Below are 22,176 nucleotides of genomic sequence, written 5' to 3' on the forward strand. Positions count from 1 at the left end.
TCGGGGATTTGCCCTTCTCTCCGGGGGAGTGGCGACTATAATCGGCAGCCAACTTTTCCTGCAGATGTTTCCCGTTTCATCATGACTACTCAGGCTTGCGCCGCATTGCGTTACCCCAAGGGATGGTTCGCCCTCACGACTGTCTACAGTTTTACCGGGCTGGCCATTCTGGCTTCCATCGTCTTCTCCCTGCTGCTGTTTCTCTCCATCGACGAAAACCCCCTGATGAAGTGGCTGTTCGGCGGGCTGGCCATCATCTTCGAGCTGGGCAAGTTCTACGTCTGGTACGAGTACGGCGAGTGCAAGGCGAGGCGGGATCTGGGCGGCGCCTTCTGGTCGCTGCTGTTCTACAGCGTGCTGGCCGCCATCTCCATCGGGGGCAGTATCGGCGGCATCAACAGCGCCACCAACACCATCCTGAGCCAGCAGGCGCGTCACGAGCGGGAGATAGCCCGTTTCGACGAGCAGATAGCCAGCATAGAGCGGCAGATCCAGCTCAACGAAGAGGCGGCCCGCAAATACATCGAGATGGCGCGTATCTCGAGCGGCGTCAGCGGTCTGCAGCAGGCCAACACCAAGCTCAGGCTGCGTCAGGACGAGCTGCGCCAGGAGCGGGACGCCAAGCCGCTGGGGGAGCAGTCCTCCATGCTGGGGCTGATGAGCAGTCTGGCGGACGGGGTGGGCATGAGCATCGGTCAGGTGCAGTTCCTGCTGGTCTGCTTCCTGTCTATCCTGCTCGATGCATTTGGTGCCTTTTTCGTCAGCCTGATCGGTGAGGAGAACCGCTTCCGCCGTCAATGGATGTGGCAACGGGAGAAGGCGCAAGCCGAGGCCCGGGTCGCAGCGCCGACCCCGGAGCCGCCAGCCATCAGCAGACCCATGCCCGAGCCAGCCGTGGTCGCCCAGGTGCGCGACGCGCTGGAGAGCGGCGAGCTCAAATGCAGCAAACGCAAGGTGGCAGAGGCATTGTCACTGTCTCTGGAGGAGGTGGACCGGGTGTTCCAGCATCTGCTGGCGCAGGGCGTGCTGGGGCAGGGCAGCAATCGTCACTACCATCTTCGTGCCGAGCAGGGGTGAATCCGGCTCAGTCGAACCAGATAAGACCCTCATAGGGTTGCTGTCTGAGGGAGGCGAGCCGGCTATCCAGGTTGCCTGCATGGATTTCCAGCCGGTGCCCGTCGGGATCCAGCAGATAGAGTGAATCCCCTTCGCTGCTGTTCTTCTTCCACTCCACGACGCCCGCCGCGCGCAGACGGGCGCAGAAAGCTGGAAACTGTTCAGGCGAGATGCCAAACGCGACATGACTGTAATCTCTGGCCGGTTGGGGAGGATCGCAGGAGAGACAGAGCCAGAGATCGCCGAGGGTGAGATAGGCTCCCCGTGCCCATCTCACCCTGGGGCGACATCCCAGCAAGTCGACATAAAAGGCAACGCTGCTGTCGAGATCGCCGGTTGCCAGCGTGAGATGGTTCAGTCCATGCAGCATCTTCTCTTCTTCCCCCTTGTCCCCGAACCCTAGTGAGTGAGCACCATCATCAGGCTGAGGAAGGCGGCAAGCCCGCCGCCGATGCCGATGATCCAGTAAAAGCCCTTGGCCCCCTGTTTGAGCGGAATGCGGAAGTAGAGCAGAAACGCCCACCACCCCAGGGCCAGCAACAGAGGAATAAGAAACATTCGAGCCATGGTGTCCTCGCTGTTATTCTGTTGACCCTTGATCAATCAACAGGATGGATTGTGCAATGACGCAGCTACAGATTACCGCATTCGGCGACCCCTCGGTACTCAGGCTCAACCCTTCCCTGGACAAGGTGCCCGCGGAGGGAGAGGTCCGGGTGCGCATCTGCTTTGCGGGGGTCAACCCCATCGATGCCAAGACCCGGGCCGGTCTCGGCTGGGCGGCCGCCCAGAACAAGGACAACCTGCCCTGGACGCCGGGCTATGACGTCTCCGGTGTGGTGGAAAAGGTGGGGCCCGGCGTGACCTCCCTGGCCGAGGGGGATCAGGTGTGCGGCATGGTGGGTTTCCCCCTCGCCGCCGGTGCATATGCCGAATCCGTGGTGGCCCGCGAGGAGGAGCTGGTCAAGCTCGATGGGGTGAGCCTCAGGCAGGGAGCGGCCCTGCCGCTGGCGGGACTCACCGCCTGGCAGGGGCTGCTGGAGCACGGTGGCTTGCAGTCGGGGCAACGGGTACTGATCCTGGCCGGTGCCGGTGGCGTCGGCCATCTGGCGGTGCAGTTTGCCGCCGCCTATGGTGCCCACGTGGTTGCCACGGCAAGCGGCGACAATCACAGCTTCCTTCATAGTCTCGGGGCGAGCCGGATGGTGGATTACCACCAGGCCGGGTGGTGCACCGAGGCGATCACCGATGGTCCGTTCGATCTGGTGCTGGATCTGGTGGGGGGCGAGAGCGGCAAGGCGGCGCTCGCCTGCGTCAAGCAGGGCGGCCGTCTGGTAACGGTCCCCACCATCACGGCCCAGCAGATCAAGGACGCGGGGGCCGAGCTCGGCGTCGAGGTTGTCGGCATGCTGGTCCATCCCGATCGAACGCAGCTGACCCAGATGCTGACGCTGCTTCGCCAGGGGGAGGTGAAGATCACCGTCTCCGGTGAATACACGCTGGCAGAAGGGGCGCTGGCCCATCAGGCCATCGAGCAGGGCCATGTGCGCGGCAAGCTGTTGCTGCGCATGTCCGCCGCAGAAGACGGTCAGCCCGGATGATAGACTTCACCGGGATGGGGCTGGGAGGGCTGTTTCTGAGCGCCTTCACCTCCGCCACCCTGTTGCCCGGCAGCTCGGAAGTGCTGCTGGGCGCCATGGCGGTCAAGGGGGAGTGGAGCATGACCAGCCTGCTTTTCTGGGCGACGCTGGGCAATACCCTGGGTTCCATGACCACCTGGTGGCTCGGCTGGCTCGCCACCCACAAGAAAAAACCGGAAGATTTTCAAGGCCGTGGGGAACAAAAAGCCCTTGGTTGGCTCAAACGTCATGGCCACTGGTGTCTACTGCTTGCCTGGACGCCTGTGGTCGGCGATGGTCTCTGTCTACTGGCTGGTTGGCTGCGCCTCTCCTTCTGGCGCTCCCTCATCTTGATCGGGCTCGGCAAATTGCTTCGTTATGCCCTGGTGTTTCTGCTGGCCAGTCAGATCTTCTAGCCCTTTTGTCACTCACGAGGTACCCGTGAACAAACTCATTCCATTAAGCATGCTGCTGGGCTTCTCCCTTCCCGTGCTGGCGGCCCCGACCCTGGTGTCCGAGCAGGTCAAGCAGGAGGGCAAGCTCGGCATTCCCTACCAGATGTACAAGCTGGACAACGGTTTGACCGTGATCCTGGCCCCCGACCACTCCGATCCCCTGGTGCATCTGGACGTCACCTATCACGTCGGCTCCTCCCGGGAAACCGTGGGCAAGTCGGGCTTTGCCCACTTCTTCGAGCACATGATGTTCCAGGGCTCCAAGCACGTTGGTGATCAGGAACACATGCGGATCATCAACGAGGCGGGCGGTGACATGAACGGCACCACCAACAAGGACCGCACCAACTACTACGAAACCGTGCCGGCCAATCAGTTGGAGAAGGTGCTCTGGCTGGAGGCGGACCGCATGGGTTTCCTGCTCGATGCGGTGAGCCAGAAGAAGTTCGAGATCCAGCGCGCCACCGTCAAGAACGAACGGGCCCAGCGTATCGACAACCAGCCTTATGGCCTGGTGGGCGAGCGGGTGGGGGAGGCACTCTATCCGCGCACCCACCCCTACTCCTGGCAACCCATCGGTTATGTGGAGGATCTCGACCGGGTCGACGTCAACGACCTCAAGCAGTTCTTCCTGCGCTGGTATGGTCCAAACAACGCGACCCTGACCCTGGGCGGCGACTTTGATACCAAGCAGGCGCTGGCCTGGATTGAGCAGTACTTCGGTTCCATCCCGCGCGGTCCGGATGTGGCAGAACCGACGCCTCAGCCGGCCACCCTGCCGGCAACCCGCTACGTGACGCTGGAAGACAAGGTGCATCTGCCGCTCCTGTATATCAGCTACCCGACCGTCTCCCTGGGTGACCCGCAGGAGCCGGCGCTGGACATCTTTGCCGATGTGCTGGGGGGCTCTGCCAGCTCCATGCTCTACCAGTCCCTGGTGAAAACCGGCAAGGCCATCGAGGCGGGCGCCTCCCACTCCTGCGAAGAGCTGGCCTGCACCCTGACGGTCTATGCCTACCCCAATCCGGCGGCGGATGGCAGTCTCAAGACCCTCAAGGGCGAGGTGGACAAGGTGATCGGCGAGTTCGCCCAGCGCGGCATCAAGCCCGCGGATCTGGAGAAGGCAATCAGCAGCTATCGCGCGTCCGCCATCTGGGGACTCGACAGCATTGAGGGCAAGGTCAGCCAGCTTGCCATGGGGCAGGTGCTGGCCCGGGATCCCGACTATGTGTTCAAGAATCTGGATGCCATCGCCCGGGTCAAGGGGTCTGACGTCAAGGCTGCCTACGACAAGTTCATCCAGAACAAGCCTGCCGTGGTGCTGAGCGTGGTGCCCAAGGGCAAGAGCGACTGGCAGGCCGCGACCCCGAACTTCACTCCCGCCAAGCGGGAGCTGCCGGATTACAGCAAGCATGACAAGGTGCTGGCCGAGCGGCCGGTGAAAGATGACTTCGATCGCAGCGTGCAGCCCAAGGCGGCCGATGCGGTGAGCGTCAAGGTGCCCGCTATCTGGCGTGGCAAGCTCGACAAGGGGATCGAGATCATCGGCACCCACAGCGACGAGATCCCGGCCGTCTCCATCATGATCGCCCTGCCGGGTGGCATCCGGGCCGAAGGCAAGGGAGAGCTGGGGCTGGCCAGCCTCACCGCCGCCATGCTGGAGCAGGGGACGACGCGCCTCTCCGAGGCCGAGCTGAGCGACGAGCTGCAAAAACTCGGCGCCAGCATCAGCGTCTCCAGCGCCCAGTACAACAACCTCATCACCATCAGCAGTCTGGCGGACAAGCTGCCCGAAACCCTGGCGCTGGTGCGGGAAGTACTGCTGCAACCCGGCCTGCGGGAAGCGGACTTCGAGCGGCTCAAGACCCAGATGCTGCAAGGCATGAAGCAGAGCGAGCAGCAGCCGGAGTGGCTGGCGGGTCAGGCGTTCCGCGAACTGGTCTATGGCAAGCAGAACCGCCTCGGCCAACCCTCTGACGGGGTGCTGGCGGACGTTGAGAAGCTGACCCTGGCGGATGTGAAGCGCTTCTATGAGGCCTATTACAATCCGGCCAATGCCAAGGTGGTGGTAACAGGTGATGTGACCGCCCAGCAGGTGGAATCCGGTCTCGCCTTCCTGACCCAGTGGCAGGGAGCCGCCCCGACCCTGGGGGATCTCAAGCCCGGGGGAGAGCAGGCCAAGCCAGGCATCTATCTGGTGGACAAGCCGGGGGCCCCCCAGTCGGTGATCCGTATCGGCCGTCGCGCCATGCCGTTTGACACCACGGGAGACTATTTCATCGCCAACCTGATGAACTTCAACCTGGGTGGCAACTTCAACAGCCGCATCAACCTCAACCTGCGGGAAGACAAGGGCTACACCTATGGTGCCAGCTCGGGCTTCCAGGCCAACCGCGAGGCGGGTGTTTTCGCGACCGGCGCCAATGTGCGCACCGATGCGACCGTGGATGCCATCCGCCAGTTCCTCAAGGAGATGGACGGCTACCGCAAGAGTGGGCCGACCCCTGTGGAGCTGGCCTACATGCGCAGCGCCGTCTCCCAGCAGGATGCGCTCTCCTACGAGACCCTGGGGCAGAAGGCTGGCTTCCTGCTGCAGATGATCATGTACGACCTGAAGCCGGACTATGTGCAGGCCCAGAACAACCTGATCAAAACGGTGTCACCCGAGACGCTGAAGGCCAGTGCAGCCCGCTGGCTGGATCCGGCCGAGATGGTGATTGTGGTGGTGGGAGACAAGCAAAAGCTTGAAAAACCCCTGAGCGAGCTTCATCTTCCCATCTATCCACTGCGACTGCCCTGAGGGGCGTCGCAACAATAAGTGCCGCCCCGGGTGGGGCGGCCACACATGAGCCGTGAATATGACTACTACTAGCTTGTCGCTCACCGAGTTGCTGGCTGCGCTGGGCACCCCGGAACGGGTGACCGCCCTCAAGGGGATCCGGCGCGGGATCGAGCGCGAATGTCTGCGCATCACCCCCGAAGGGACCCTGGCCCAGACCGATCACCCCAGAAGCCTGGGGTCGGCCCTGACCCATGCCAACATCACCACCGATTACTCCGAGAGCCTGCTGGAGTTCATCACGCCGGCCACCGACTCCATCGAGAGCCTGATCGAGCAGCTCGGCGACATTCACCGCCACACCATTCATCATCTGGGAGAGGAGCGGATCTGGCCCCTCTCCATGCCCTGCTTCGTCGGTGACGAGGAGAGCATCCGCCTGGCCCAGTACGGCAGTTCCAACATCGGGCGGATGAAGACCCTCTATCGCCAGGGGCTGAAGAACCGCTACGGCAGCCTGATGCAGGTGATCGCCGGGGTGCACTTCAACTTCTCCATGCCGGACAGCTTCTGGTGCGAGTGGCAGGATCTGGTGGGAGAGGGCTGTTGCAGCCAACGCTTCATCTCCGACAAGTACATGGGGCTTATTCGCAACGTCTACCGCTTCGGCTGGCTGGTGCCCTATCTGTTCGGCGCGTCTCCGGCCATCTGCGACTCCTTCCTCAAGGGGCGCAAGAGCAGCCTGCCGTTCCAGAAGACCGGCAAGGGCACCCTTTACCTGCCCTATGCCACGGCTCTGCGCCTGTCCGATCTCGGTTACACCAACAGCGCCCAGGCGGGTCTCAAGATCAGTCATGACAGCCTGCCCGCCTATGTGAGCAGTCTGCGCCGGGCCATCAATACCCATGATCCCGACTTCGCCAGGATAGGGGTCAAGGTGAACGGCGAGTACCGCCAGCTCAACGACAACGTGCTGCAGCTGGAAAACGAGCTCTACGCGCCGATCCGCCCCAAGCGCACCCCCCGCAGCGGCGAGAAGCCCTCGGATGCGCTGGAGCAGCGCGGCATCGAATACATCGAGCTGCGCACGGTGGACGTCAATCCTTTCACCCCGTTCGGTATCGAGGTGGATCAGATCCGCTTCTTCGATCTCTTCCTAGTCTGGTGCCTGTTGCGCCCGTCCCCCGTGCTCTCGGATGACGAGGTTGCCCGCAACCGCCGCAACCAGAACAAGGTGGTGCTGGAGGGGCGTCGCCCCGGCCTGACGCTTGAAGATGAGCAGGGCAATGCCATCGGCCTCAAGGAGTACGGCCTCAAGCTGTTCGACGAGCTGGCCGAGGTCGCTGCGCTGCTGGACCGCTGCTGTGGCCGCAACCGCTATCGCGAGACGCTGGCGATGCACCGTGAGAAGCTGCTCGACCCCGAGCAGACCTACTCCGCCCGCCTGCTCAAGCAGTTGCTTTCAAGCGGCCAGGACAACGGCTGCTTCGGCGATGCGCTGGCGAGCCGCTACCGGGAAGAGATGCTGGCCGGCGAGCTGCAGTACTGGGACGAGGCCTACTTTGCCGGCGAGGCGCGGGACTCCCTGGCCAAGCAGCGGGAGCGGGAACGCAGTGACAGTCTGTCGTTCGACGACTTCCTGGCTGACTATTTCGGTACCCGCCAGACCACGGTCTGAGGATGCCGCCAGGATGACGAAAGCCGCTCCCGGGAGCGGCTTTTTCATGGGAGCCCGGCGGTGGCCTGGCATAAAAAAACGGCCCGTTCGGGCCGTTTTACATGGGGTGGTTCACCGGTCAGAGGATGAGACCACCGAAGAAGAAGCCCAGCGCCACAGCCATGGCGATGGTGGCTACACCCGGGATGAAGAAGGGGTGGTTGAACACGGCCTTGCCGATGCGGGTGGAGCCGGTGTCGTCCATCTCGACCGCGGCCAGCAGGGTCGGGTAGGTCGGCAGCACGAACAGGGCGCTCACGGCGGCGAAGGAGGCGATGGCCGCCAGCGGGCTGACACCCAGTGCCAGGGCGGCAGGCATCAGGGCCTTGGTGGTGGCACCTTGCGAGTAGAGCAGCATGGAGGAGAAGAACAGCACCACGGCCAGCAGCCAGCTGTATTGGCTCAGCAGATCGCCGGCGAACGCCTGGATCTCGACCATGTTGCCCTTCACGAAGACGTTGCCCAGCCAGGCCACGCCCAGCACGCAGATACAGGCGGACATACCGGACTTGAAGGTCGGCATGTTGGTGATCTGGGCCGCGTCCAGTTTGCAGAACAGGACCATCAGGGTGGCGGCGGAGAGCATGATGCCCATGATGGCGCCATCGCGGGGGATCGGCGGATTGCTGATGAGGCCGACATTGCCGGAGATGGCGGTGGCATAGGCCATCACGGCCACGATGGAGGCGACGAAGATGCCGACGGAGAGCTTGGCATAAGGCTTGATCTCAACCTGGCTGGTACCGCGCAGCTTGATGAGTCCCTTGGCTTTGCGCTCCAGATAGACTTCGTCCTGATCCAGCGGCTTGCCCAGCAGGTTGGCGATGAAGGCCCCCAGCAGACAGGCGATGAAGCTGGACGGGATGCAGATGGCCAGCAGGGTCAGGTAGTCGACGCCAAGCGGCTCCAGCATACCGGAGAAGGCGACCACGGCCGCCGAGATGGGGGAGGCGGTGATGGCAATCTGGGAGGCAACGACCGCGATGGAGAGCGGACGGGACGGGCGAATGCCCTGCTCCTTGGCCACTTCGGCGATCACCGGCAGGGTGGAGAAGGCGGTGTGACCGGTACCGGCCAGCATGGTCATCAGGTAGGTGACGACCGGCGCGGCGAAGGTGATGTGCTTGGGATTCTTGCGCAGGGCTTTTTCGGCCAGGTGCACCAGATAATCCATCCCGCCGGCCAGTTGCATACAGGCAATGGCGCAGATGACGGACGCGATGATCATGATCACGTCCCACGGGAGATAGGTCACCAGCTGATCGCTCGGGATGGGCATGCCCAGCCCCCAGGTCAGCACCAGTACCCCCAGACCACCGGCAAAGCCGATACCTATGCTGCCTATCCGGGCCCCCAGATAGATAGCGGCGAGCACGACAAGTAACTCGATTCCAATCATAGCGAACACTCCATTTTCCAGTTTTTTTTAGGTTTTATTAGGCTGAAAAGCCAATTCCCGATGGGGCTGTGGGGAGACCGCTCGGGAATTGACTTTAAATGGGCCGGGATAACCCCGGCCCATCTGCTCGCTTATACGGTGGCTTCGCGGGTGTAACGCTTGGCTTTGTATTGCGGGTTCATCAGGTTCTCGATGGAGAGGATCTCGTCCAGCTGTTCGGCGGTCAGCAGGCCGCGTTCCAGCACGACTTCGCGGACGTTCTTGCCGGTCTGGGCACAGATCTTGCCGACGATGTCGCCTTCATGGTGACCGATGAAGGGGTTCAGGTAGGTCACGATGCCGATGGAGTTCAGCACGTGGTTCATGCAGATGTCCGGGTTGGCGGTGATGCCTTCCACGCACTTCTCGCGCAGGGAGATGCAGGCTTTTTCCATCAGGCTCAGGGATTCGAACATGGCCTGACCGATCACCGGCTCCATGACGTTCAGCTGCAGCTGACCGGCCTCGGCGGCGAAGGTGATGGTGACGTCGTTGCCGAATACCTTGAAGCAGGACTGGTTGACCACTTCCGGAATGACCGGGTTGACCTTGGCCGGCATGATGGAGGAGCCAGCCTGCATTTCCGGCAGGTTGATCTCTTTGAGCGCGGTGCGCGGGCCGGAGGAGAGCAGACGCAGGTCATTACAGATCTTGGAGAGCTTCATGGCCAGACGCTTGACCGCACCGTGCAGCATCACATAGGCGCCGCAGTCGGAGGTCGCTTCGATGAGGTCCTCTGCCGGCACGTAGGCACGACCGGTGATCTCGGCCAGACGCTTGATGGCAAGACCGGAGTACTCGGGCGGAGTGTTCAGACCGGTACCGATGGCGGTGGCGCCCAGGTTCACTTCCAGCAGCAGCTCCTGGCAACGCTTGATGGATTTGATCTCTTCACGCAGGGTGACGGCGAAGGCGTGGAACTCCTGACCCAGGGTCATGGGCACGGCGTCCTGCAACTGGGTACGGCCCATTTTCAGGATATGTTTGAATTCCTTGGCTTTGACATCGAAGGCGGCGATGAGGGCTTCCAGAGCGTGCAGGGTGGTGTCGGTGCTGTTGACCACGGCCACGCGGAAACCGGTGGGGTAGGCATCGTTGGTGGACTGGCACTTGTTGACGTGATCATTGGGGTTGATGACGTCGTAGCGACCCTTTTCAAGTCCCATCAGCTCGAGGGCGATGTTGGCCAGCACTTCGTTGGTGTTCATGTTGACGGAGGTACCGGCGCCGCCCTGATAGACATCGACCGGGAACTGATCGAAGCACTTGCCGGTGTTCAGCATCAGGTCGCAGGCTTCGACAATCTTGTCTGCGATCTCGGGACGGATGGTGCCCAGTTCACCGTTGGCCAGTGCAGCCGCCTTCTTGGTCAGGACCATGCCACGAACAAACTCGGGAACGTCAGAAATCTTCTGAGTGCTGATCTTGAAGTTTTCAACAGCGCGCAGGGTATGCACGCCGTAGTAGAGGTCGTTGGAAACTTCTTTGGTGCCCAGCAGGTCTTCTTCAATGCGGACGTTCTTGATGTCGCTCATTGTTATGCCTCAGAAATCAAATAAATGGAAACGATCCTCACCGAGTGGTCGCGATTTCCCTACGCACATTTCATCCTGAAGCACCACACATCGGGTGGGGCAGTTGGGAGCCAGTTGCTCCCTGTGCAATGACTGGTGTTGATGTTACCCCAATTGAGGTATCCGGTATTAGACCTGGATCACTAAATTTGAGGCAACCTCAAATTTCTTGTGGTCATTAAACAGATATTGCAATCGGGCGATTAACTTTGACAGAACAACCACCTCAATCCCAGTTGGGCGGACAAATATTTATCCGTATTCCGGGGCCTGCGGCAGGAGAGGCTTGAAAAATGATCAACCAGCCCCATGTTAATGTCAGAAGACCTGAACCCGGCGCGTCAGCATCAGCATCAGCATCAGCATCAGCATCAGCGATGTGCGGCTGCCGACCGGACACCCCGGGTCCATTCATTCATCGCTCCGAGGTTGCTATGGGCAAGTTGTTACTGTTGTTGGTCGGGCTGGTATTGCTGGAGCTCACCGTCATGATCAAGGTGGGCTCCGTGATCGGGGCCTTGCCGACCGTTGGCTTGCTGGTGCTGACCGCCGTGCTGGGATCGTCGCTGGTGCGCAGCGAGGGGATCAAGACCCTGCTCACTGCCCAGCAGAAGATGCAGCTGGGGGAGATGCCCGGCCGCGAGGTGATGGGTGGCATGATGCTGGCGCTGGCGGGCTTGCTGCTGATTATCCCGGGATTTGTGAGCGATATTGTCGGCATCCTGCTGCTGCAGCCCTGGCTGCGCAACATGCTGGCCGACAAGCTGATTGGCAGCAATCAGTTCAGGATGCAGATGGGGGGCTTCCAGGCTCGCCAGCAGCCGTTCGAGCCGAGTCCCGGCGATGACAGGCCCGGACAATCCCCGCGAGGGGGTGGCAACACCATCGAAGGGGAGTTCGAACGCAAAGAGTAATCGCGAGCCCCGAGCTGTGCTGTCAGGGTTTCCCCTGATGGCACAGCCGCTCGAATCTGTGGCGGGCATACCCCCAAGCCAGCAATCCGGCGGCCAGGTTCGCCAGCAGCATCCCCAGATAGATCCCCTGTTCTCCCCCCAGTTTTGCCCCCAGCCAGGCCCCCGGCAGCAAGAAGACAAACAGTCTGATGCCGTTTATCAGCAGTGACACCGCCGATGCCCTGACGCCGTTGAGGGCCGAGGCCAGCAGCATCACCATGCCCTGAAAGCCGTAGCCGATGGGGACCAGATGCAGATAGAGCACGATGAGGCGCACCACTTGCGGATGATCGCTGAACAGATCGGCGATGAAGGGGGCGAGAAGCCAGGTCAGCGCGTAGACCCCAAGCTGGAATATCAGGGCAAAGCGCATGCAGAGCAGCAGGGCGGCCTTGGCTCGGGCCGGATTCCCGGCGCCGCAGTTCTGCGAGATGAAGGGGGCCAGCACGGAGGAGAGCGCCATCATCACGATGAGCAGCAAGGCCTCGACCCGGGATGCCGCGCCGTAGGCGGCGACCACCTCGGTTCCGAGCCCGGCGAAAATGATCATCAACACGGCGTTGGCCAGTGGGTTGAGCATGTTGGTAAACGATGCGGGCACCGCCACATGGAGCAGGGCGCGCCAATGGGCCAGCAGCTGAGGGCGGGGAGAGAGGCGCCAGCGCAGCAGGCCCTCGCGGTGGCGCAATATATAGAGGCTGACCAGCATGGCCATCAGCCAGGAGAGGGAAGTGGCGATGGCGGCTCCCCGAATGCCCCACTCAGGGAAGGGGCCCGGCCCGAAGATGAGCAGAGGATCCAGCACGCCGTTGACCAGACCGGCGACCCCCATCACCAGACTGGGGGTCTTGGTATCCCCCGTGGTCCGGATAGCCGCATTGCCGACCATGGGCACGACCAGCATGGGGACGGTCAGATACCAGATAAGTATGTAGTCGTGGATGAGGGAGATGAGCTCGGCGCTGGCCCCCAGCAGGGTGAACAGAGGGGTAATGGTCATTGCCCCCAGCCCGGCGAGCAGACTCACCAGGATGACGGCAAGGAACAGACAGTCTGTGGTGATGCGGGCTGCCTCGTCATGGCGACCCTGCCCCAGGGCATGACCGAGCAGGGCACACAGGCCAGCCCCCAACCCCATGGTCAGGGAGGTGACGACAAAGGTGACCGGGAAGGTGAAACTGATGGCGGCCAGCGCCTGGGTACCCAGCATGCCGATGAAGAAGGTATCGACCAGGTTGAAGGCCAGGATGGCGATGATGCCCAGGATCATGGGGCCCGTCATGCGCAGCAGCATGGGTGTCATGGGGGCGGTCAGCATGGGATTGGGTCGGCTCAAGGCAGAGTCTCTAGGTGCTTTGGGCCTGAATGCTGGCCGTGTCCATCCGCCTTCCTGATTGGGGATGGGTGATCCATCGAAGGTGTTCATAGTACGTGAAAATATTTTTTTTGTATTTGCCCTTGAAGGGCTAGCCCTGTTGCCCCAGATCAGGGGCATGACAAATTTGGCCGATTGCGGCCATTCCTCAAGCAACACAGAGACTCATTTTGGGAGAGTTATCGATGAAAATTCGTCCACTGCACGACCGCGTCATCATCAAGCGCATCGAAGCTGAAGCCAAATCCGCTGGCGGCATCGTCTTGACTGGCACTGCGGCCCAGAAGTCCACCCGTGGTGAAGTTCTTGCCGTGGGGACTGGTCGAATTCTGGACAATGGGGATGTCAAAGCACTGGCCGTCAAGGTGGGTGACAAGGTGATCTTCAACGAAGGCTACGGCGTGAAGACCGAAAAGCTGGATGGCCAGGACGTACTGATCCTGTCCGAAACCGACATCCTGGCGATTGTCGAAGAGTAATCACCCTCCCTCTTTTCCCGAATTGATTTAAGGATTGAAGAACATGGCAGCTAAAGAAGTTAAGTTTGGCAACGAAGCTCGCATCAAAATGCTGGAAGGCGTCAACATCCTGGCCGATGCCGTCAAGGTGACCCTGGGACCGAAAGGCCGCAACGTGGTGCTGGACAAGTCCTTCGGCGCCCCGACCATCACCAAGGATGGCGTCTCCGTTGCCCGTGAAATCGAACTGGAAGACAAGTTCCAGAACATGGGTGCCCAGATGGTCAAGGAAGTCGCTTCCAAGGCCAATGACGCCGCCGGTGACGGCACCACCACTGCCACCGTACTGGCTCAAGCCATCGTCAACGAAGGCCTGAAGGCCGTTGCCGCCGGCATGAATCCCATGGATCTGAAGCGTGGTATCGACAAGGCCGTTGTGGCTGCCGTTGCCGAGCTGCAAGCTCTGTCCACCCCCTGTGCCGACAACAATGCCATCGCCCAGGTAGGCACCATCTCTGCCAACTCCGACGAGAAGGTCGGCAAGCTGATTGCCGAAGCCATGGACAAGGTCGGCCGTGACGGCGTCATCACCGTGGAAGACGGTCAGGGCCTGGACGACGAGCTGGCGGTGGTAGAAGGCATGCAGTTCGACCGCGGCTACCTCTCCCCCTACTTCGTGAACAAGCCGGAAACCGGCTCCGTCGAGCTGGATGACCCCTTCATCCTGCTGGTGGACAAGAAAGTCTCCAACATCCGCGAAATGCTGCCGGTGCTGGAAGGTGTGGCCAAGGCTGGCAAACCGCTGATCATCGTGGCCGAAGACGTGGAAGGCGAAGCGCTGGCGACCCTGGTGGTCAACACCATGCGTGGCATCGTGAAAGTGGCCGCCGTCAAGGCGCCGGGCTTCGGTGATCGCCGCAAGGCCATGCTGCAGGATATCGCCATCCTGACCGGTGGTACCGTGATCTCCGAAGAAGTGGGCATGGAGCTGGAAAAAGCGACCCTGGAAGATCTGGGCCGTGCCAAGCGCATCGTCATCACCAAAGAGAACACCACCATCATCGATGGCGTGGGTGATGCTGCCCTGATCGAAAGCCGCGTGGCCCAGATCCGTCAGCAGATCGAAGAGACCTCTTCCGATTACGACCGTGAGAAGCTGCAAGAGCGCGTGGCCAAGCTGGCCGGCGGTGTTGCCGTGATCAAGGTGGGTGCTGCCACTGAAGTTGAAATGAAAGAGAAGAAAGCCCGTGTTGACGATGCCCTGCACGCCACTCGCGCAGCCGTGGAAGAAGGCGTGGTTGCCGGTGGTGGTGTAGCGCTGGTGCGCGTTGCTGCCAAGCTGGCCTCCCTGCGTGGTGACAACGAAGACCAGAACGTCGGTATCAAGGTTGCCCTGCGCGCCATGGAAGCCCCGCTGCGTCAAATCGTCATCAACGCCGGCGAAGAAGCCTCCGTCATCGCCAATGCCGTGAAGAACGGTGAAGGCAACTACGGTTACAACGCCTACACCGAACAGTACGGCGACATGCTGGCCATGGGTATCCTGGATCCGACCAAGGTAACCCGTTCTGCCCTGCAGTTCGCCTCGTCCGTCGCTGGCCTGATGATCACCACAGAGTGCATGATCTCCGAGCTGCCGAAGAAAGATGCACCTGCCATGCCTGATATGGGTGGCATGGGCGGTATGGGTATGATGTAATCCCGTCAAGTCATCAAACGGCTCGCTTTTGCGGGCCGTTTTTTTTAGTGCTACTAAGCTGAAGTTGTTGATAGTGAAATGATCTGAGGTGAACATGCGATACTTAGGGCTTCTCCCGTTACTCCTTTCCCTGGCCTTGCCGGGCATGGCGCAGGCGACACCGCAGGGGCCGGTCATTCTCAAGGTGACGGGGAATCTGGACCCTGCCGATCCGGCAGATGGAGAGGTGCTGTTCGATATGGCCATGATCCAGGCGCTGCCGCAGCATGAGGTGGTGACGAGCAATCCCTGGGTGGACAAACCGCACAAATACGTAGGGCCGAAACTGGCGGACGTGCTGACGGAGGTGAAGGCCAACGGCAAGAGCATCACGCTCACCGCCCTGAACAGTTTCCAGATCCGGATCAACTGGGATAAGGTCAAGCAATACGATCCTATCCTGGCCTGGCAGGATGACGGGATGACCATGCGGGTACGTGACAAGGGGCCGCTCTGGTTTATCCTGCCACTGGATCAGCATCCCGAACTCAGGCGTTCCGAGTTCACCGACATGATGATCTGGCAACTGAGTGCGATCGACATTCAGCAGTAAAAACGGTGGTTTACGGGAGTACTGGGTGAAAGCGAAGACCAGGGCATGGCCCTTACTCGGCGTTCTTTATCTATCCATTCTGTTGTTCACGGGTAGCACCCTCTATTGCCTGGTGCAGATACAAAATGCGACCCGGGTGATGGAGAAGTACACCTATGACGTCTCCTGGGCATTGATGCAGTTGCAGCTCGAGCTGGGCCGCTTTCTCAATGCCGTCGAGATTTACCACTATGGCGGCATAGACCAGGAAGCCCTGCTGCTCCGCTATGACATTCTCTGGAGTCGTACCCCCATCCTCCTGAGCGGCCAATTGAGAAAAAGCCTCGCGGACAATCCGAAGACGCTGCGGCTGGTGAAACTGACCGAAAGCAGCATTCGCAAGCTGGAGCCTGATTTGGTCAGGCTCAAACCGGGGACGCCGGATTACCAGCAAGTCATGATGACACTGGCGCCCTTGCAGGAACCCCTCTCTTACTCTCTTGCTTCCGTCATGCAGAACAACATCAACGTCTATACGGGCAACGACGCGCGTTTTGGCCAGTTGCGCAATGCCCTGCTGTTCATGGTGTCGGGGCTGGTGGTGTCCGTCATTCTGCTCAGCGGCCTGCTGGTGCGAGAAGCCAGGCGCCATTTCAGGACCGCTAGGATCGATCCCCTCACCGGGCTCGCCAACCGGCTGGCGCTGCTGGAAAAGATGGATGCCTATGTCACCCGTGACACCTCCTTCGGACTGGTGCTGGTCGACATCAACGACTTTCGTGATATCAACAGCAAGTTTGGCTACAACACAGGGGACCTCCTGCTGCAAGAGGTGGCAAAGCGGCTGCGCGCCCTGTGCGAAAACGGGGAGTGGGTGGCGCGTTTGGGGGGAGATCAGCTTGCCATGCTGCAACGGGAGGGGAGCGATCTTCGCCAGGTCAGGGAGCTCGTGGCCAGAGTACTCCACTCCATCAAGCAAGACATCATCATCGACAACTACCCTTTCCGGCTTGAGGTCGGTATCGGTATCGCCTTCTTCCCGACCGACAGCAACCAGACCCAGGAGTTGCTCAGCCGGGCGGAGCAGGCCCTCTCTCACAGCCGCAAGACCCATGTTCCCTATGTCATCTATGACAGTTCCCTGCTCAACGAGACGGCCAGGCGCAAGCATCTTGCGTCCGACATGGTGATGGCACTGGAGCACAATGCGCTCGAGCTCTATTACCAGCCCATCGTCAATCTGGAAAGTGGCCGCTGTGAAGCCGTGGAGGCGCTGCTGCGCTGGCGCCATCCCGAGCTTGGCTTTATCCCGCCCAACGAGGTGATCCAGGTGGCGGAAGAGTTTCAGCTGGCTGAGAAACTGGGTGGCTGGGTATTGAATACCGCATGTGAGCAACTTCATCAGTGGCAGCACCTGGGTTTGGTGGACTTGCAGATGTGCGTGAACATCTCCCCGGGCATGTACCAGCGCAACCTCTTGAAGTTGGTGGCCAGAGCGCTGATGGAGCACCATATTCCCGCGTCCAGCCTGGTGCTGGAGGTGACGGAAGACACCACCATGCGCGAGGTCAAGAACTCGCTGCAGTTGATGCAGGATCTCAGCCAGCAGGGTGTGCATCTGGCCCTTGACGACTTCGGCACCGGCTACTCCTCCCTCAGCTATCTGCAGAAGCTGCCGGTGAGCAAGGTGAAGATAGACAGGTCCTTCATCCAGGGTATCGACACCTCTATCGAGGCGGCCGAACTGGTCGCCAACATCTGCCGTATGGGCTCCATGCTTGGCAAGAAACTGGTATGTGAAGGGATCGAGACTCAGGGGCAGCTCGATGTGCTGCGTTCATTGACCGACATACATCTGTATGGGCAGGGATATCTGTTCAGTCGCCCGGAGCATGCCGAAAAGGCCTATCAGACATTGCTGGAGATGGAAGAGCGCTGGTTGGCCCGGCGCTCGCCGGACAAGGCATATCTGCGTTGAACGATATGGCTCATGTCTCACCGGGCCCGGCCGATAGTCTCTTGGCAGGAGGTACACAATGGATATTTCTAGTTCTGCAAATGCGTCGTTCGGTTCTGCACTGATGGTGGCCAGCCTGGCCAAAAAGCAGCAGACCCAGGAAGGCGAATCCGCACTGAAACTGCTGGAAACAGCAGCGCAATCCGCTCCGGCTGCGCCGACATCGGCCAGCGCTTCCCTCGGAAGCAAGATCGATATCCGCGTCTGAGCGATAAAAAAGCCCCCATCTCTCGATGGGGGCTTTCTTTTTATTTGGTTGTTACCTGTCAGGCTCAGACCGGGAAAGGGGCCGGTGCCTCGAAGGTCATCCGCTCGCCGCTGCGGGGGTGGCTGATGGTCAGGCTGGCCGCATGAAGATAAAGGTGCGGTGCAGCCGTCAGCGCATCCGGGTTGGCGTAGAGGTTGTCGCCGAGGATGGGGTGACCCAGCTCCAGCATGTGTACCCGCAACTGATGGGAGCGACCGGTAATCGGGGTCAGCTTGATCAGGCTGTTGCCGTTCTCCACCTTCAGCTTCTGCCACAGGGTCAGGGCATGACGCCCCTCCTCAAAATCCACCTTCTGCTTCGGCCGGTTGGGCCAGTCGACGCAGAGCGGCAGATCCACTTCGCCCGCATCCAGCACCGGTTCACCCCACACCCAGGCGAGGTAGTGCTTCTCGGTCTCACGCTCTCGGAATTGCCGGCTCAGCTCCCGGTGGGAGTTGGGGGTGAGCGGGATCACCAGCACGCCGGTGGTCGCCATGTCGAGGCGATGGGCAGCCGCCGCTTTGGGGTGCTGCTGCTTGACCCGATGGAGCACGCTGTCTTCATTCTCGGGGCCGCGCCCGGGGACGCTCAGCAGGCCAGTGGGCTTGTTGACCACCATGATGTCCTTGTCCTTGAACAGGATATCGAGCCAGGGTTCCAGGGGCGGGGAGTATACAAACATAGCGTCTCGCATCTTGAGTCAAAGCGGGGGCAAGCCCCCATCAGTTATGGGTAACCACGACAAAGCTGCCTTGTGTATCCAGTTTGAGCTGGGTCTGGCCGCTGTCGGTCGCTACCTTGTCAGTTATGGGTAACCACGATAAAACGGATGGCATCCAGCTTGAGTTGGGTCTGGTCGATCAGGTGGTGCAATTCTGCCTGCAAATTGCGCAGATAATCCAGCTCGCTGACGCGCACGTTCGGGTTGACCGCCTTGAGTGCCTCCAGCCTGTCCAGATCCTGTTGCAGGGTCTGCGCCATCTGGGCACGGGCCTTGTCGACAATCCCGGCTTTCAGTTCGTTGGCAATGACCTCGCCCTTGCCAATCAGGCCGTGGATTACCGGCTGGGATGCGGTAACCAGCTTGCTGCCAAGGTGGCGGTTGACCGGTGTCAGCTGGCGGTTGAAGGCATCAAACGCCACTTTCTCGCCCAAATTCTGGCCGTTCTTGTCCATCAGCAGACGGATCGGCGTCGGCGGCATGAAGCGGTAGAGCTGGGGATGAGCTGCGGACTCGGCAACGAAGATCAGCTCAAGCAAGATGGAGCCGACCGGCAGCGCCTTGTTCTTGAGCAGTGCGACCGAGGTGGCACCGATCTCGGAACCCAGGATCAGGTCGATACCGCCGCGCATCATGGGGTGATCCCAGGAGAGCAGCGCCATGTCATCCCGCGACAGGGCGGTGTTGCGATCGAAGGTGATGGTCATGCCGTCTTGCGGCAGGCCCGGGAAGCTCGGCACCAGCATGTGATCCCCGGGAGTCAGCACCAGCGCATTTTCACCACGATCATCCTGGTTGACGCCGATCTCGTCGAACATCTTGAGGGTGAAGGAGATCATGCCGGTGTCGTCATCTTCGGCGGCGAGCTTCTCGACCAGCTGCTGGGCGGCCTCGCCACCGCTGGAGTGGATTTCCAGCAGGCGATCGCGACCCTGTTCCAGTCGGGCCTTGAGCGGCTCGTGCAGTTCGCGGGTCTTGGCCAGCAGGGCGTCGAGGGGGCCCTGCTCGCCGGTGTTGGCGGCCAGCAGCTCGAACAGCTCGTCACGTACCGCTTCGAACACCGGGCGGGCCGTCGGGCAGGTCTGCTCGAATGCATCCAGACCATCGTGATACCAGAGCTGCAGGGCGCGCTGTGCAGTCCCTTCCAGATAGGGGACGTGGATCTCGACGGTATTCTGCTGACCGATACGATCCAGTCGGCCGATACGCTGTTCCAGCAGATCCGGGTTGAGTGGCAGATCGAACAGCACCAGATGGCTGGCAAACTGGAAGTTGCGGCCTTCTGAGCCGATCTCGGAGCAGAGCAGCACCTGAGCGCCCCCCTCTTGCTGGGCGAAATAGGCGGAGGCCTTGTCCCGCTCGAGGATCGACATCCCTTCGTGGAACACGGCGCCACGGATCCCTTCACGGGTGCGCAGCGCCTCTTCCAGGGCGATGGCGGTGGCTGCTTCGGAGCAGATCACCAGCACCTTCTGCTGACGGGCGGAGAGCAGCAGTTCCAGCAACCATTCGACGCGCGGGTCGAACTGGGTCCAGGTAGCGTTGTCGCCTTCGAACTGCTGGAAGATCTTCTCGGGATAGAGGTAGCGCAAGGCACGGGTCTGCAGATCGCCGCCATTGCCACCCATCATGCCCATCACCTTGATGGCGGTCTTGTACTGCTCCGGCAGCGGCATGGGGTAGACGTTGAGGTGGCGCTCCGGGAAGCCCTGAATATTGGCGCGGCTGTTACGGAACAGCACCCGGCCGGTGCCATGCTGATCCAGCAGCTTGGCGACCGCCTGCTGACGGGCGGCTGCATCGTTTAAGTCCAGCCCTTCCAGCTGGCTGGCGAGGATTTGCTTGGCTTCATTGCTCAGGGTTTCGCCATCCAGCAGCTCCTGGGCTGCGCTCGCGACCTGACCGTAGGCCTGCTCCTCGGCGAGGAAGGCGTCGTAGTCGTAGAAACGCTCCGGGTCGAGCAGGCGCAGACGAGCAAAGTGACTCTGGTGGCCCAGCTGATCAGGGGTCGCGGTCAGCAGCAGCACGCCCGGTACCTGTTCGGCCAGCGCTTCCACCATTTCGTAGGCGCGGCTGGGGGCCTCCTCACTCCACTCCAGATGGTGCGCTTCGTCGACAACCAGCAGATCCCACTCGGCTTCCAGCACTTGTTCGAAGCGACGACGCTTCTTGCGCAGGAAGTCGAGGCTGCAGATCACCAGCTGTTCGGTCTCGAAGGGGTTCTCCGCATCGGCGAACGCCTCGATGCAGCGCTCCTCGTCAAACAGGGAGAAGTGCAGGTTGAAACGGCGCAGCATCTCGACCAGCCACTGGTGCTGGAGCGTTTCGGGCAGCAGGATCAGCACCCGATGGGCGCGGCCGGAGAGCAACTGCTGGTGAATGATCATGCCTGCTTCGATGGTCTTGCCCAGACCCACCTCGTCTGCCAGCAATACGCGCGGGGCGTAGCGGTGACCCACTTCATGGGCGATGTAGAGCTGGTGCGGGATCAGACTGACTTTCCCGCCAGCCAGGCCGCGAGTCGGGTTGCGGCGACGCTGGTGCTGGTTGACCAGCGCTTCGTAGCGCAGGGTAAAGCGGGACATCCGGTCAATCTGGCCGGCGAACAGGCGATCCTGCGGCTTGTTGAACTTGATGAAGTTGTTGAGAAACACTTCCTTGAGGGCAACCGGCTCACCATTGTCGGTGCGAACACCTACATATATAAGCAGGCCATCTTTCTCCTGCACTTCGTCGACCGTCATGGTCCAGTCTTCGTGGCTGGCTATCTGATCGCCCACATTGAAGCTGACCCGGGTGACCGGTGCCTCTTCTTTGGCATACATGCGGTTTTCACCGGTAGCCGGAAACAACAGGGTAACCATGCGTCCTTCAACAGCAACGACAGTCCCCAAACCCAGATCCGTCTCTGTATCACTAATCCAACGCTGGCCAAGTGCAAAAGGCATTAAACTCTCCAAAGCCCAAGAGTGTGAGAATCGCAAAGGGGCGCTATGTTACCCGAAGGCGGAAAGCCGATCATCATGGTTGTGCTGCAAGGGAAAGCCAAACTGATACAAGCTTGATCTGTCAACCTGCCGGCCTCAATACAGCATCCGGAATACCAATCTGCAGACCCTTTTCGTGCATTAATTCATCGCCGTGGTCGCTTTGTAAGCGGTTGAACGATGAAAGTCATTTTTTTGCAATTATCTCCTTGCCAGAACGAATTCGCTCCCTATAATGCGCCTCCATCGACAGGGCAAGCGGCAACGCAAACAACCCGGTCGGTAGCCTCGAAAAGCCTGTAAAAATAAGGCTTGACTCGAGAAGGCGGTTGAGTAGAATGCCACTCCCGCAGCGGCCAAAAGCTGCGTCGCTCTTTAACAATTTGAATCAAGCAATCTGTGTGGGCACTCACAGCATCGAGCATCAAAAACAATTTTTGATATCAATGT

At 60.7% G+C, this 22,176-nt stretch carries 18 protein-coding genes; 11 read left to right on the forward strand and 7 right to left on the reverse strand.

Translation table 11 applies throughout. The annotated features are described in order from the left end of the window. The first annotated feature begins 81 nt into the window (after positions 1 to 81). Positions 82 to 1,077, forward strand: a complete 996-nt coding sequence (locus AB5Y51_RS05780; RefSeq protein WP_128343454.1) for a Preprotein translocase subunit SecY — start codon at positions 82 to 84, stop codon at positions 1,075 to 1,077. A gap of 7 nt (positions 1,078 to 1,084) precedes the next feature. Here the strand turns inward: AB5Y51_RS05780 and fos are convergent, their stop codons facing one another. Then, positions 1,085 to 1,486, reverse strand: coding sequence for a fosfomycin resistance glutathione transferase (gene fos, locus AB5Y51_RS05785; RefSeq protein WP_039040005.1), 402 nt, complete (start codon positions 1,484 to 1,486; stop codon positions 1,085 to 1,087). Positions 1,487 to 1,515: 29 nt separating this feature from the next. Beyond that, positions 1,516 to 1,683: a hypothetical protein gene (locus AB5Y51_RS05790; RefSeq protein WP_005308905.1), complete on the reverse strand. Its 168-nt coding sequence runs from the start codon at positions 1,681 to 1,683 to the stop codon at positions 1,516 to 1,518. Positions 1,684 to 1,739: 56 nt separating this feature from the next. Between AB5Y51_RS05790 and AB5Y51_RS05795 the strand changes: the two genes are divergently transcribed. From AB5Y51_RS05795 to gshA, 4 genes are read left to right on the forward strand one after another with little or no spacing between them, the layout of a single operon-like run. Then, on the forward strand, positions 1,740 to 2,717 hold the full coding sequence (locus tag AB5Y51_RS05795; RefSeq protein WP_368178143.1) for an NADP-dependent oxidoreductase: 978 nt from the start codon (positions 1,740 to 1,742) through the stop codon (positions 2,715 to 2,717). After that, positions 2,714 to 3,151 carry a YqaA family protein gene (locus tag AB5Y51_RS05800; protein ID WP_029313803.1) on the forward strand — a complete coding sequence of 146 codons (438 nt, stop codon included), beginning with the start codon at positions 2,714 to 2,716 and terminating at the stop codon, positions 3,149 to 3,151. Before AB5Y51_RS05795 ends, AB5Y51_RS05800 begins: the two co-directional genes overlap by 4 nt. A 25-nt stretch (positions 3,152 to 3,176) precedes the next feature. Beyond that, a complete protein-coding gene (locus tag AB5Y51_RS05805) occupies positions 3,177 to 5,990 on the forward strand; it encodes a M16 family metallopeptidase (protein ID WP_368178144.1) in 2,814 nt (937 codons plus the stop codon). A 58-nt stretch (positions 5,991 to 6,048) separates the two neighbouring features. Next, entirely contained in the window at positions 6,049 to 7,647 is a 1,599-nt protein-coding gene (gene gshA, locus AB5Y51_RS05810; protein ID WP_029313807.1) for a glutamate--cysteine ligase, read from the forward strand. Between the two features lie 118 nt (positions 7,648 to 7,765). Here the strand turns inward: gshA and AB5Y51_RS05815 are convergent, their stop codons facing one another. Both AB5Y51_RS05815 and aspA read right to left on the reverse strand, forming a co-directional pair. Next, positions 7,766 to 9,085 carry an anaerobic C4-dicarboxylate transporter gene (locus AB5Y51_RS05815; RefSeq protein WP_010673132.1) on the reverse strand — a complete coding sequence of 440 codons (1,320 nt, stop codon included), beginning with the start codon at positions 9,083 to 9,085 and terminating at the stop codon, positions 7,766 to 7,768. Positions 9,086 to 9,216: 131 nt separating this feature from the next. Then, entirely contained in the window at positions 9,217 to 10,659 is a 1,443-nt protein-coding gene (aspA, locus tag AB5Y51_RS05820) for an aspartate ammonia-lyase (RefSeq protein WP_010673133.1), read from the reverse strand. Between the two features lie 473 nt (positions 10,660 to 11,132). Here aspA and AB5Y51_RS05825 point away from each other — a divergent pair, with 473 nt between their 5' ends. Further along, the gene (locus AB5Y51_RS05825; protein ID WP_368178145.1) at positions 11,133 to 11,612 is read left to right on the forward strand and encodes an FxsA family protein; all 480 of its coding nucleotides are present in this window, start codon (positions 11,133 to 11,135) and stop codon (positions 11,610 to 11,612) included. Between the two features lie 22 nt (positions 11,613 to 11,634). On the opposite strand, the gene AB5Y51_RS05830 is transcribed toward AB5Y51_RS05825, so the two are convergent. After that, complete coding sequence (locus AB5Y51_RS05830) at positions 11,635 to 12,969, reverse strand: MATE family efflux transporter (protein ID WP_368178151.1); 1,335 nt, start codon at positions 12,967 to 12,969, stop codon at positions 11,635 to 11,637. Positions 12,970 to 13,211: 242 nt separating this feature from the next. Between AB5Y51_RS05830 and AB5Y51_RS05835 the strand changes: the two genes are divergently transcribed. From AB5Y51_RS05835 to AB5Y51_RS05855, 5 genes are all read left to right on the forward strand, one after another. Then, positions 13,212 to 13,505, forward strand: coding sequence for a co-chaperone GroES (locus AB5Y51_RS05835; RefSeq protein ID WP_005309514.1), 294 nt, complete (start codon positions 13,212 to 13,214; stop codon positions 13,503 to 13,505). Positions 13,506 to 13,548: 43 nt separating this feature from the next. After that, positions 13,549 to 15,183 (forward strand): chaperonin GroEL, encoded by a 1,635-nt coding sequence (gene groL / locus AB5Y51_RS05840; protein WP_010673136.1) that lies wholly within the window; start codon positions 13,549 to 13,551, stop codon positions 15,181 to 15,183. A 94-nt stretch (positions 15,184 to 15,277) separates the two neighbouring features. Then, positions 15,278 to 15,775, forward strand: a complete 498-nt coding sequence (locus AB5Y51_RS05845) for a molybdopterin-binding oxidoreductase (protein WP_029313815.1) — start codon at positions 15,278 to 15,280, stop codon at positions 15,773 to 15,775. A gap of 25 nt (positions 15,776 to 15,800) precedes the next feature. Continuing rightward, positions 15,801 to 17,732, forward strand: coding sequence for a bifunctional diguanylate cyclase/phosphodiesterase (locus AB5Y51_RS05850; RefSeq protein WP_029313817.1), 1,932 nt, complete (start codon positions 15,801 to 15,803; stop codon positions 17,730 to 17,732). A 58-nt stretch (positions 17,733 to 17,790) separates the two neighbouring features. Continuing rightward, entirely contained in the window at positions 17,791 to 17,979 is a 189-nt protein-coding gene (locus AB5Y51_RS05855) for a hypothetical protein (RefSeq protein ID WP_010673139.1), read from the forward strand. Positions 17,980 to 18,043: 64 nt separating this feature from the next. Here the strand turns inward: AB5Y51_RS05855 and rluA are convergent, their stop codons facing one another. Further along, the gene (rluA, locus tag AB5Y51_RS05860) at positions 18,044 to 18,700 is read right to left on the reverse strand and encodes a bifunctional tRNA pseudouridine(32) synthase/23S rRNA pseudouridine(746) synthase RluA (RefSeq protein WP_042014863.1); all 657 of its coding nucleotides are present in this window, start codon (positions 18,698 to 18,700) and stop codon (positions 18,044 to 18,046) included. A 119-nt stretch (positions 18,701 to 18,819) separates the two neighbouring features. After that, positions 18,820 to 21,687, reverse strand: coding sequence for an RNA polymerase-associated protein RapA (gene rapA / locus AB5Y51_RS05865; protein WP_323891636.1), 2,868 nt, complete (start codon positions 21,685 to 21,687; stop codon positions 18,820 to 18,822). Positions 21,688 to 22,176: the final 489 nt, after the last annotated feature.

Origin of the sequence: Aeromonas sp. R7-1 (assembly GCF_040908115.1) — a bacterium.
GTDB classification, from domain to species: domain Bacteria; phylum Pseudomonadota; class Gammaproteobacteria; order Enterobacterales; family Aeromonadaceae; genus Aeromonas; species Aeromonas caviae.